The organism is Martelella alba, from assembly GCF_006516955.1.
Lineage (GTDB): Bacteria > Pseudomonadota > Alphaproteobacteria > Rhizobiales > Rhizobiaceae > Martelella > Martelella alba.
Map to the genome: position 1 here is coordinate 1 of NZ_VHLG01000028.1, position 11,305 is coordinate 11,305.

Consider the following 11,305-nt stretch of genomic DNA (forward strand, 5'->3'; position numbering starts at 1 on the left):
ACGTTGCGCGCGAAATTCGAGCACTGGTATCCGGGTATGAAGCCCGGCAAAGAAAACAGAATGACAGCGTAGTTGCCCCACACTTTGCGGTATTCTCAAAGTCAATTCCATGTCTTGTACCGGCTTTGACTTTGCCACTCGGGATAAGACGGGCTTTTGGTGAGGCAGGTTTGCATTTTCCGATCACCCAAAGCTCAAGGTCTCGACGTTTTTCGGCCAGGGGTCGTCAAATGGTTCACCACGTTTCCATGCCGCAATCTCCGTCGGGGTGCAGAAACATTTTCGCAACGCACTGACGAATTCGTCGAGTTGCTCCTCGTCACCGATAATTGTCAGGCGGCATTGACGGTCACCGAATTCCGGCGGATAGCCCGTCAACTTCTCTTTCATCCCGGAAATCTCTTCCGGGAGTAATTGGAGGGTCTCATCCTCAAGAAGACTGACCTTCCAGTGATTGATGATCTGAAGCCCGATATTCCCGGCGGTCTGATTCCACAGCAACACGAGATTGCTGCGTGAAGGCAGCCAGAAAAAACCCTTGCTGCGATAGATGCCGATGCCAAGGTAGCGATTATAGGTTTCCCATAGGCGGCTGGGGTGAAACGGCCGGGGGTCATTGAGCTCACGGCTGCCAATCCGATAGCTTATGGGGTTCGAAACAGGTTCAGCACCATGCTCTGCCTCCCAATCGGTCAATTCATTACCGAGCTTCTCGATCCTGTGATAGTCATATTCAGGAAGGCCGGTAACAGCATCGAGCGGGATGTTGCCCCATTGCACTCCGATAATATCGACATAAGGGTTAAGGGGGTGAATGGCGCTGCCGATCGTCTGCAGCGCATCTGGCGTCAGTCGGTCGGCCTTGCTCAACAGAACACGGCTGGCGAACATGATTTGTTCCGCCATCAGGTTTTCGACACCACGCTTTCCGGCGGCGAGATTTGTTGCTGCTGCTGACATGATCGTCCGCCCGAAATCATAGTCCTGAGACAGGACCAATGCATCAACGACCGACAGAAAACCGTGAAGTGTCAGTTCTGGTATCTGGCGCATCATGCTGATAAGCGGCCAGGGGTGTGTGCTGCCCGATGTTTCGATGAGCAAATGCGTGATCCGAGGATTTGCAATAATGGTATCGACGGCCTGCCTGAAACGCGCAAGCCCGTCTGGCGCACTGATGCTCCCCGCCGGCACGGATGCCAGCCTCTGGCTCTTGAAGGCGAGCATCTCCACCGCATCAAGTGTCTCGCCGTCAATATCGAGCGGGCTCAATTCATTGACGATGACCCCGATGCATATATCTTCACGTTCATGCGCCTGTACCAGCAGGTTCTGAAGAAGGGTTGTTTTTCCGGCCCCAAGAAAGCCGTTGAGAATAGTGACGGGTAGCGTCATCGAAATGGTCCCTGGAAAGTCTGACTGGGACGCAGGCCAGATGCCTGCGCTATTCCGGCGTCAAGGCTTTCAAAGTATTGTCGGATTGGGTGTATCGCCGTAGACGTCCCTGGGGTCGAACACCTTTCGGTCTTCTTCGAACTGAAGGGACGGCGGCAGTTGACCGCTTTTGACCGGCACGGAACGGTAAAAGCAGGACCGGTAGCCAACATGACAACTCGCGCCACCTGCAACATCCACCTTGAGCCAGACGGCATCCTGATCATCGTCGATCCTCAATTGGACGACCGTCTGGACGAAGCCGCTCCTCGCGCCCTTATGCCACATCTTTCCGCGGCTTCGGCTCCAGTAGTGTGCTTCTCCGGTTTCAAGGGTTTTAAGGAGCGCTTCCTCGTTCATCATGCCCAGCATGAGCACTTCGCCTGATCGGGCATCGCTGGTCACGACCGGCAACAGCCCATCGGGGCCGAATTTCGGAGCGAGGTCATGACCTTCTTCCACCTGCTCGATCGATCGCCGTTGCGAAAAGCATGATTTTGTCTCAATCATCGACACGAACCTTTCTTTGGAGAAAACCAGCGCGCCTGGGGGCCGCCGCGCAGGCAGTAACAATCTCTCATCTCTGTCATTGCATCTTGTTTTGGCCCTATATATGTTATGTTATAACGTAATGTTAAAGCAAAGCTCTTTTTGGGACGTCAAGCATGACGAGGCTCGTCAAAGGCCAATATCTATCACCTGCGCCTGAAGGAATAACGGCATCTGCTGCATGCACACGAAATCATCGCCTTTTTCCCAGGAACCATTTGACCACGTTGCGCGCCGAAATGCCTTGCCGGGGAACAGGGCACGCTCGGGAAACATTTTTTCGGGTGATTGAACAGGTTTCCCGCCCTGTCTGGAAGTAAAGATCATGGCAGCTCAATTTATAGATTTCAGCGGCGAGATATCACCGCAGGATTTGGCAAATCGCCAGCAACGTCTTGCCGAAGATTTTCAATCATTCGACGTCTGGAACGACCGCTACCAATATTTGATTGAGTGCAGTCGCTACCTACCAGAAATCGCACCATATCTCATCTCGGACAGGAACCGTGTCAGCACCTGCTCGGGGAACACGTATCTTGCGGCAGAACGGCGTGGCAATACCCTGCTTTTCTCGGGGGCCAGCGACAGCTTTGTTGTTGCCGGCATGCTGGGACTGATTTCGGCAATCTATTCCGGCGCATCGCCAAGAACGATCCTTGTCAATCCGCCGGTGCTGTTTGACCAGATCGGATTGACGCAGGCACTCTCACCACATCGACGCATTTCGCTTTTTGCAATCTGCAAACACCTTAGCGGGCTCGCAGTCGATGCCGCCAATGGCCATCGTCTCACTTCACACTGCGCCTGAACTTCCACGTCGCCGCATGGCACTATAATTCAACCGATCTGCACGCGGGTCGGACGACATAAAACCGAGGACAGAATGATCCATATCAGATTTCCCGATGGCGCCGAGCGCGCTTTTGACGATGCGGCAACGGGTGCGACGATCGCAGATTCGATCTCCAAATCACTGCGAAAAAAAGCCGTCGCCATGAAGGTGGATGGCAAATTGCAGGATCTGTCCGACGTGATCGGCGAGGATGCGCGAATCGAGTTTATAACCAGAGACGATGCGGCTGCCCTTGAACTGATCCGCCATGACGCAGCACATGTTCTCGCCGAGGCAGTTCAGGAACTGTTTCCCGGCACGCAGGCGACCATCGGGCCGGTAATCGGGAATGGTTTTTACTATGATTTCGCCCGAGAGCCGCCATTCACCGCCGACGATCTGCCGCTGATCGAAAAACGCATGCACGAAATCATAGACCGCAACGCACCCTTCACCAAGGAGATATGGAGCAGAGACAAAGCCAAGGACTTCTTTCGTGGAAAGGGAGAGACCTTCAAGGTCGAGCTTGCTGATGCGATCCCAAACGGCGAGGATGTCAAGATATACCGACAGGGCGACTGGCTTGACCTCTGCCGTGGGCCACATATGACCTCTACAGGCAAAATCGGGCATGCCTTTACACTGACCAAAGTTGCCGGCGCCTATTGGCGCGGAGATGCCAGCAAACCAATGCTGACGCGCATCTATGGCACTGCCTTTGCGTCACAGGCCGAGCTCGATGCACATTTGACGATGCTGGCAGAGGCGGAAAAACGCGACCACCGCCGCCTTGGGCGAGAAATGGACCTGTTTCATTTTCAGGAAGAAGCGCCTGGCTCGGTTTTCTGGCACCCCAAGGGTTGGTCTCTGTTCCAGAACCTGATCAGCTATATGCGCAAACGTCAGACTGCAGCAGGCTATGTCGAAGTCAATACGCCGGATATCATGGACCGGCAGCTTTGGGAAACCTCCGGCCATTGGCAGAATTATCGCGAACACATGTTTACGATCAGGACGGAGGATGAGCGCGATTTCGCCTTGAAGCCGATGAACTGCCCCGGCCATATGCTGATCTACAAGCACGGACTGAAGAGCTATCGCGATCTGCCGTTGAAGATTGCCGAATTCGGCAAGGTTCACCGCTATGAGCCTTCGGGCGCCCTGCACGGTCTGCTGCGCGTTCGATCGTTCACCCAGGACGATGCGCATATTTTCTGCACCGAAGACCATCTCACCGAAGAATGCATCAAGGTCAACGACCTGATCCTCTCGATCTATGAGGATTTCGGCTTTACCGACATCCGGATCAAACTTTCGACCCGGCCGGCACACCGGATCGGCTCCGACGAATCCTGGGATCGTTCCGAAGGTTCGCTAAAAAGTGCGCTGGAAAAACTCGGGCGCGATTACACGATCAATGAGGGCGAGGGGGCTTTCTACGGCCCGAAGCTTGAATATGTCCTGCGTGATGCGATCGGCCGCGACTGGCAATGCGGCACGCTTCAGGTCGACTTCAACCTGCCGACACGATTTGGAGCCTTCTATATCAATGCAGCCGGTGACAAGATCGCTCCGGTGATGCTTCATCGGGCGATGTTCGGCTCGCTGGAGCGCTTCACCGGCATTTTGATCGAGCACTATGCCGGCAAGCTGCCGCTTTGGCTGGCCCCGGTCCAGGTCGTCGTCACCAGCATCACCTCCGAGGCCGACGACTATGCGACTTCGGTTGCAAACCGCCTCACTCTAGAAGGTATCCGTGTCGAAACGGATCTGCGCAACGAGAAGATTTCCTACAAGGTCCGGGAGCACAGCCTGCAGAAGGTGCCGGTGATCGTTGCCGTCGGGGCCAGGGAGGAGGCTGACAGCAGCGTCTCCGTGCGCCGCCTTGGCGGGCACCGGACTGAAGAGAGCGCACTCGAAATGTTTGTCGCAAACCTGTGTCAGGAGGCACGTGCTCCTGACCTGACCGGAACGACTGAAAGCGAAGAAGCCACCTGAGCAAGGGCGGCGCCTCTCGGCCGGGCCGCACAGGCCAACCACATTTTTGAAAGGAAACAGGCATGGACGGCAAGAAAACGATGAACCCCAATCTTCTCGTGCAGCTGACGAGCGGCATTGTCGCTTCCTATGTTCGAAACCACAATGTACCGGTTTCAGAGATGCACTCTCTCATCGGGCAGGTGCACGAGACATTGGCGACAACGGCCAGAAACCCAAATACCCCTCCGGAGGAAAAAGCCCTCCCGGCCGTTCCAATTCGCAAATCCATTGGCCCGGACTATCTCATTTGCCTTGAGGACGGTGAAAAATTCAAGTCTCTGAAGCGGCACTTGAAGAGCAAATATAATATGACTCCTGAAGAATACCGAAAGAAATGGGACCTGCCTGATGACTATCCGATGGTCGCGCGGCGTTATTCAGAAGTCAGGTCTGCGCTCGCGCGCGATATGAAGCTGGGCCACAGGCGCCGGTCGAAAACGCTGAACTAGACGCCGGACGAAAAGTGGCTGCCGGGTTTTCGTCCGGCGCGCCGTTTTGAATGACTGGAAACCGCCAATCTTGGGCATGTTCTTCTTGACTCGGAAGTGATCGCTCTCGATGCCTTGCTGTAGATGCTTGGTGACATAATGAACCGGGTTCGGATGCAAGAGCCCATCATCGACGGCCGTCTTGATCGTTGACGGAAACGTGTTGGCGCCATCAGTCCTGATCTTCCCGGGCGATAGCAGCGGCTCATCTATTTGATGGTGCTGTGGTCGACCTCGAAGCCACGTTCGCGGAACAGCTCCTCAAGATTTCTATAGCTGAGCGGGTAACGCAGATACCAGGTCACCGCCTGCACGATCAGCCACGCTTCGAAATGCCGCCCCTTGAAAACATCCTTCGACTGGCTCTTCAACTTCTCGGCAATGGCATTCAGAACCATGGCTACGCTCCGCTACATCGGGAACGAAATTGCCACCGTTGTGGTCAACAGCACGTTAACCTCAAAAATTTGCGACAGGCCCAGACAGACCATCAATAGGCAACAGCGCAGCCTGCCCGCCATTTCTCATGCCCCCTGTTCCCGATCCGGCTTCGGTGTTGCGAATATTCGCTCCATGCGTCGGCCGGTCGCTCACATCGCCACAACCGCAAGCCCGGTGAATGCGGCGATCGCAGTCACGGTCGCGACGGCCGCAACGATCACGGTCAAGCGCTGTGCCATACGGGCCGCGGCGGCATTTTCAGCGATGGCCCGCTCGGCGGTGCGGATCTCGGCCAGCAGCGGTTCCAGTGCCGCCACGGCCTGCTGCAGGTTCTGATCGAGGGCCGTGTGGATGCGGCGGTCGATATAGTCGCCGGACTGGGTGATGATCTTCTCGCCGATTGTCTTTGCGGCCGCGACCTGCTCGTGCATCCGGGCGCTGGCGGTTTTCAGCAGCGCCTCGTTTTCGGCGGTGACAAGCGTGAGATAGCGGTCTGTCGACAAGTTCGGCAACACTATCGATTTCTATCTGTCGCCAACCCGCAATGCCAAGGCGGTGAAGCGATTTCTCGGCAAAGCTCTGAACGGCTTGAAGGATTGGGAAAAGCCAACCGTCATCAATACCGATAAGGCGCAAACTTATGGCAGCGCTATCTCGGAACTGAAGGCCGACGGCAAATGCCCAAAGGAGCTTGTGCACCGGCAGGTCAAGTATCTGAACAACTTGATAGAGGCCGATCATGGCAAGCTCAAACAGTTGATCAAACCAGTCCGAGGTTTCAAGATTTTGAAAACGGCCTATGCAACGATCAGGGGATTTGAAGTTATGCGTGCTCTGCGCAAGGGTCAGGCTGCGATCTTCAACTTAACCGGCGACATCCGTGGCGAGGCATGCATCGTTGAACGAGCGTTCAGGGTCGGGCCCAGCGCGCTTACCGAGGTTGTGGTAATGCTCGCACAGAATCTCGACACCAACTCGTGTGACTGAAGCGTACGAAAGCCCCTTCTCAGCCATCCGGAATATTTGCAACAGAGCCGTTGGGATCATCAAGCGCCTGGACGGAGCGAAAGGCTTCGACGCCCTGCCGCGTCGATGGGGCGTCGAGCGGCCCTTGGCCGTGCCGCAGACTGGCAAAGGGTGTCGAAAGATCCATCGGCTCATCACAGGCATGGATCATGGTCGCCCACATAAGCCAGATTACCGGACGGCTTGGAAGCTATGGATGTCATTGAACGCATTTCGATTCTGACTCTGAGCAACAATATCGGGCAGCCTAAACTTCAATCCTGTGATGTTGCGGTCCTGGTTCCCGGCTTGTATCTGGTCCAGCCGCGAAGATGCTTCAGATTGCCGTCTATCGGACGTTGTTTTATGAAGCAAACCTTTCGTCTGTCTGCCTGGTCCCGGCGGAGCTGGTCTGTTGATCGGTCAGAAGCCGTGTGTGGCCAGAGCTGCATCGATACGGGCGCGCCAATGCGGATCCCGGAAGGGAAATGCTTTCAGAAACATCTGTCTTGTTGCATCGCTCCGCCGCGATCGCACATCGTTTGCCCAACGACCAGCCCGGCCGGGCTGGTCGGCCAGGGTCGCAAATGCAACAACGATCATGCTGACCAGATAATGCGCCCCCGGTGTCAGCGCGCTGCGTTCGGCCATTTCGGCGGCATCGGCCAGTTTGTTTTGATGAAGAAGTCCCATCGCCTGCGTGCCGAATGTCCCATAGGCCAGCGGATCCAGCGGGCTCAGGCGATAAGAAAGGCGGCCGCGGGCAATCGCCTCATCGGCACAGCCTGACAAACCCTTGAGAAAGCCGAGCGTGTAGTGGCCCTGCGCGTAATTTGGGTTGAGGGAAACCGCGCGCTCAATATGCGCCATTCCGCCATCCAGATCCCCATCCAGCCAGAATGTCCGGCCCCAGACATAATTGGAAAAGGGATCGAACGGATCGGCGTCCATGGCATCCGCAGCATGGGCCTTGGCTTCTGAAAGCGCTGCTTTCCTGTCGCCGTCATAATAGGCGAAAGCATCCTGGAAGCGTGTGAATGACAGGCCGGCATGCGCTCGTGCGAAAGCCGGGTCGCGCGCGATGGCGCGGCGAAAATGGCTTGCCGCCGCCGCATTGGCTCTGGCGTTGAAACGATACATCTGTTGCAGGCCGAGGTGATAGCACGACCAGGCATCAAGCTTTTCAGTGTCAAGGGTCCGCGCCTGTGCGGCTTCAAGGACGGGGATCCTGAGGTCGAGTTCCGCCGTGATGGCACTGGCGATGACGGCTCTCGCGCCGAGAAGATCATCTTTTGCAAGATGGTAGCGCTCGGCCCAGACCACCGCATGGCGGGCCGTGTCCAGCAATTGGACCGTCGCGGCATAATGCGTGCCATCTCGTTCAAGCTGCCCGAAGAGCAGATAACGGGCATTGAGAGCGGTGCTGATGGTCGGTGCCATTGTATCCGGCTGATCGCGGAATCGAAAACTTGTACCGCGTGCGATCACGGTCAGCCAATGGAGGCGCGACAGCTGCAGGATCAGTTCGTGTGGCAGCGCGTCGGCCAGAAGCAGAAGCTGCGGGTCTTCTTCATAGATCTGCAGCGGCAAAATCCCGATCGATGGCGGGCCGGACCCGGTATCTGAAAGGGCGTCCGGGGCGACGGCAACCTCACCCCGAAAGCGAAAGCCCTGCCCATGTACGGTTCGCACCAGGCGCTGTTGCCGTCCATCGTCGCCGATCGCCGCGCGCACCGCGCTGATGCGGCTGTCGATTGCAGCCTCGGAAATGGCGCGCCCGTCCCAAATGTTATCGACGATTTCGTCTCGCGTCGTCAGCCGGTCGCCATTGGACACCAGCATTAAAAGCAATTGATAGACCTGCCGCTCCAGGGCAACAGAAGTGCCGTTGGGTCTTCTGAGTTCAACCCGTTCAGTGTCCAGTTCGAAATTGGCAAAACGGAAGATCATTGTGGCAGGTTATCACAAATCCGGCCGTTCTGAAGCTTTTCTGAAGATCTTCTCCAAGCATTACAGGTCCAGGCCATGGCATACATGCTGTCACCGCACAGGTCATGCCAGAAATGATGTCACGATCAGTTGGCAGGCCTGTTTTCAACGAGGGAGACGTGCCATGGTGAACGCGGCAGGACGTGCATTGTCTGGGGATGAGGAAACACTCGATCCCGATGACTGGGATCTGGCGGAGCGCAGCATGCACGAAATGCTCGCCAGCTCGATCGCGCATATCCGTGATGTGCGGTCAAGGCCGCTTTGGCGCCCAATGCCGCCAGAGGTGTGCGCCAGATTTGCCCGACCAGTGCCTGATGCGCCGACGCCGCTTGTTCACATACTTGATGAGATCAGGGATGATCTGCTGCCCTATTCGATGGGCAATATCCATCCGCGTTTCTGGATGTGGTTCATGGGCGCCGGCAGCCTGACTGGCGCGCTGGCTGATTTTCTCGCGGCGATCGACGGCTCCAATCTTGGTGGTGGCAACACGGCTGCCGCACGTCTCGACCGTCAGGTGATTGACTGGCTCAAAGAGATGATGGGTTTTCCCGAGACTGCCAGCGGCACGATCGTCAATGGCGGCGCGATGGCGAATATGATTGGCCTGACTGTGGCGCGCAACGTCATGGCCGGCGTGGATGTCCGGGCTGAAGGCGTGGCGGCGATGCCAGCACCCTTGCGTTTCTATGCTTCCGATCAGGTGCATTCCTGTCATCAAAAGGCGCTGGAAGCTCTGGGGCTTGGCAATAAGGCACTTCTGCGAGTTGCAGCCACGCCGGAGGGCAGCATCGATCTTTCAGCGCTGGAACAGGCGATCACGCGTGATCGGGCTGCAGGGATCAAACCGGCCTGTGTCATAGCGACCGCAGGCACCGTCAATGCCGGTGCTATTGATGACCTTCAGGCAATCAGCGAGCTGTGCGAACGTGAAGGCCTCTGGTTTCACGTCGATGGCTGCATCGGCGCGCTGCTTGCGATCGCGCCGCGACATGGCGGGCTGGTTGCCGGCATCGAGCGGGCGGATTCGCTGGCGCTTGACCCGCATAAATGGCTGCATGTGCCATTTGCGGCCGGATGTGCACTGGTTCGTGATGCTGATGCCCATCGCCGGGCCTTCGCCCTGACCCCGGAATATCTTGAGGGAAAACCGCGTGGAATCGCGGGGGCGGCATTTCTTCACGACTTGAACCTCGGCACTTCAGCCGGTTTCGCGGCACTGAAGATCTGGATGACCCTGAAGGAAAACGGGGTTGCCAAATTCGGTCGCCTTATCGATCAGAATATTGATCAGGCAGAATATCTCACCGCGCGGATCGAAGACGAACCTCATCTGAAACTCATGGCGCCAACCAGGATCAACATCGTGAATTTCCGTTACGATCCCGGCGGGCTGGAGGACGTTGCGCTGAAAGTCCTGAATACGGAGATCATGCTTCGGCTTCAAGAAGATGGCATCGCCGCCATATCTGATACCACGATCAAGGGTCAGCACAGCCTTCGTGTCGCGATCTGCAATCATCGTACCCGGCACGACGATCTGGACAGGCTGATCGCCGAGCTTCTCGGGGTTGCGGAGACGATTGGGGTTTCGGTCGCGTGAGGCGGTGTGGCCTGACGCCGTTGGCATCGCGGAACCGGGTGTTTCCTTGCTCTGCCCGTCCGCACCGGTAAACGGCGCGGACGGGTGCTCTATCTTATTGTTCTGGCCGCATGATCTTTTCGACCCTCGCTCCGCTCCGGTCGGAGAAAGCTCTAGTCGACGGGATTTCCGTCGGCATCGACAATATGGACCGGACCGAGGTCAAGGGCCTTGATCTCATTTTCGATTTTCGCACGGTCCCCGACAACGACCCAGGTGACAGGCTTTCCGCCGAGCATGACCTGTGCCGCCTTGTTCACGGCATCGACGTCGATGCTTTCCAGCTTTTCGGCATAGGTGTCGAAATAGCCTTTCGGCAGACCGTTCTGGACCTCGGTGACGAGATAGCCGGTGATCCCCTGGGTGGACGACCAGTCGTTCGGCAGGCTTAGAATGATCTGATCCCTGGATGCCTTCACCTCATCTGCGGTGATGGGCTGATCCGAAACCACGCCCTGCAGCATCTTGTCGATTTCCGACATGGCTGCTGCCGTTTTGTCGGACTGCACCGGAGCCGTGACGGAGAACAGCCTTCCGCCGTTGGGACCACCGAAATCGCTGGAGATCCCATAGGACCAGCCTTTTTCCTCACGCAGCTTCATATTGATGCGCGAGACGAAGTCACCGCCCATGATGCTGTTGAAGATCAAACGGCTTTCCTGATCATCTTCCGACTGGGCGGGCGCCGTGACAGCCGCCTCGATCACGCTCTGGATCGCGCCGGGTTTGTCGACGAGATAGACATTCGCGGCGCTGACGTCCGGCTCCGGCGGGGTGATGATATCCGGAACGGGTGTTGTCATGTCTGGATGGCGCCCGTTTGGCAAGGTGATTTTGTCTGATGTTTAGCTTTGCGGGTCGGGTGCAGTCATGTCTCCGGCC

The 11,305-nt window shown here is 56.8% G+C and carries 10 protein-coding genes and 3 pseudogenes; 6 read left to right on the forward strand and 7 right to left on the reverse strand.

Features of this window, described 5'->3' with window-relative positions; all coding sequences use genetic code 11:
- Window positions 1–183: 183 nt before the first annotated feature.
- The 3 genes from FJU08_RS22110 to FJU08_RS22120 all read right to left on the reverse strand — a co-directional run bounded on the left by FJU08_RS22110 (window position 184) and on the right by FJU08_RS22120 (window position 2,310).
- Entirely contained in the window at window positions 184–1,395 is a 1,212-nt protein-coding gene (locus FJU08_RS22110; RefSeq protein ID WP_141151211.1) for a CobW family GTP-binding protein, read from the reverse strand.
- A 69-nt stretch (window positions 1,396–1,464) separates the two neighbouring features.
- A complete protein-coding gene (gene hisI, locus FJU08_RS22115; protein WP_141151220.1) occupies window positions 1,465–1,944 on the reverse strand; it encodes a phosphoribosyl-AMP cyclohydrolase in 480 nt (159 codons plus the stop codon).
- Between the two features lie 168 nt (window positions 1,945–2,112).
- A complete protein-coding gene (locus FJU08_RS22120) occupies window positions 2,113–2,310 on the reverse strand; it encodes a hypothetical protein (protein WP_141151212.1) in 198 nt (65 codons plus the stop codon).
- On the opposite strand from FJU08_RS22120, the gene FJU08_RS22125 reads away from it, so the two are divergent.
- The 3 genes from FJU08_RS22125 to FJU08_RS22135 all read left to right on the forward strand — a co-directional run bounded on the left by FJU08_RS22125 (window position 2,309) and on the right by FJU08_RS22135 (window position 5,304).
- The gene (locus tag FJU08_RS22125) at window positions 2,309–2,791 is read left to right on the forward strand and encodes a SufE family protein (protein ID WP_141151213.1); all 483 of its coding nucleotides are present in this window, start codon (window positions 2,309–2,311) and stop codon (window positions 2,789–2,791) included. The two genes, FJU08_RS22120 and FJU08_RS22125, sit on opposite strands and share 2 nt — an antisense overlap.
- 75 nt (window positions 2,792–2,866) lie before the next feature.
- Complete coding sequence (thrS, locus tag FJU08_RS22130) at window positions 2,867–4,813, forward strand: threonine--tRNA ligase (protein ID WP_141151214.1); 1,947 nt, start codon at window positions 2,867–2,869, stop codon at window positions 4,811–4,813.
- A 62-nt stretch (window positions 4,814–4,875) separates the two neighbouring features.
- The gene (locus FJU08_RS22135; RefSeq protein ID WP_141151215.1) at window positions 4,876–5,304 is read left to right on the forward strand and encodes a Ros/MucR family transcriptional regulator; all 429 of its coding nucleotides are present in this window, start codon (window positions 4,876–4,878) and stop codon (window positions 5,302–5,304) included.
- Window positions 5,305–5,334: 30 nt separating this feature from the next.
- On the opposite strand, the pseudogene FJU08_RS22140 reads toward FJU08_RS22135, so the two are convergent.
- Window positions 5,335–5,741: pseudogene (locus FJU08_RS22140) on the reverse strand (DDE-type integrase/transposase/recombinase); the annotation flags it as partial.
- A gap of 192 nt (window positions 5,742–5,933) precedes the next feature.
- Window positions 5,934–6,299 (reverse strand): hypothetical protein, encoded by a 366-nt coding sequence (locus FJU08_RS22145; protein ID WP_141151216.1) that lies wholly within the window; start codon window positions 6,297–6,299, stop codon window positions 5,934–5,936.
- Here FJU08_RS22145 and FJU08_RS22150 point away from each other — a divergent pair.
- Window positions 6,274–6,771 (forward strand): annotated as a pseudogene (locus FJU08_RS22150) (IS6 family transposase); the annotation flags it as partial. The gene FJU08_RS22145 and the pseudogene FJU08_RS22150 overlap by 26 nt on opposite strands.
- A gap of 52 nt (window positions 6,772–6,823) precedes the next feature.
- Window positions 6,824–7,016 (forward strand): annotated as a pseudogene (locus FJU08_RS23175) (IS5/IS1182 family transposase); the annotation flags it as partial.
- 196 nt (window positions 7,017–7,212) lie between these two features.
- On the opposite strand, the gene FJU08_RS22155 reads toward FJU08_RS23175, so the two are convergent.
- A complete protein-coding gene (locus FJU08_RS22155) occupies window positions 7,213–8,739 on the reverse strand; it encodes a winged helix-turn-helix domain-containing protein (protein WP_141151217.1) in 1,527 nt (508 codons plus the stop codon).
- Between the two features lie 163 nt (window positions 8,740–8,902).
- Here FJU08_RS22155 and FJU08_RS22160 point away from each other — a divergent pair, with 163 nt between their 5' ends.
- Window positions 8,903–10,384, forward strand: coding sequence for a pyridoxal phosphate-dependent decarboxylase family protein (locus FJU08_RS22160; protein ID WP_141151218.1), 1,482 nt, complete (start codon window positions 8,903–8,905; stop codon window positions 10,382–10,384).
- Window positions 10,385–10,536: 152 nt separating this feature from the next.
- Here the strand turns inward: FJU08_RS22160 and FJU08_RS22165 are convergent, their stop codons facing one another.
- Window positions 10,537–11,226 (reverse strand): M16 family metallopeptidase, encoded by a 690-nt coding sequence (locus FJU08_RS22165; RefSeq protein ID WP_141151219.1) that lies wholly within the window; start codon window positions 11,224–11,226, stop codon window positions 10,537–10,539.
- Window positions 11,227–11,305 lie beyond the last annotated feature (79 nt).

Coding starts and splice junctions, on each gene's coding strand:
- FJU08_RS22120 (WP_141151212.1), bottom strand. CDS start 2,310: ATGATCTTTACTTCCAGACAGGGCGGGAAACCTGTTCAATCACCCGAA.
- FJU08_RS22155 (WP_141151217.1), bottom strand. CDS start 8,739: ATGATCTTCCGTTTTGCCAATTTCGAACTGGACACTGAACGGGTTGAA.
- FJU08_RS22135 (WP_141151215.1), top strand. CDS start 4,876: ATGGACGGCAAGAAAACGATGAACCCCAATCTTCTCGTGCAGCTGACG.
- FJU08_RS22110 (WP_141151211.1), bottom strand. CDS start 1,395: ATGACGCTACCCGTCACTATTCTCAACGGCTTTCTTGGGGCCGGAAAA.
- FJU08_RS22125 (WP_141151213.1), top strand. CDS start 2,309: ATGGCAGCTCAATTTATAGATTTCAGCGGCGAGATATCACCGCAGGAT.
- hisI (WP_141151220.1), bottom strand. CDS start 1,944: ATGATTGAGACAAAATCATGCTTTTCGCAACGGCGATCGATCGAGCAG.
- FJU08_RS22165 (WP_141151219.1), bottom strand. CDS start 11,226: ATGACAACACCCGTTCCGGATATCATCACCCCGCCGGAGCCGGACGTC.
- thrS (WP_141151214.1), top strand. CDS start 2,867: ATGATCCATATCAGATTTCCCGATGGCGCCGAGCGCGCTTTTGACGAT.
- FJU08_RS22160 (WP_141151218.1), top strand. CDS start 8,903: ATGGTGAACGCGGCAGGACGTGCATTGTCTGGGGATGAGGAAACACTC.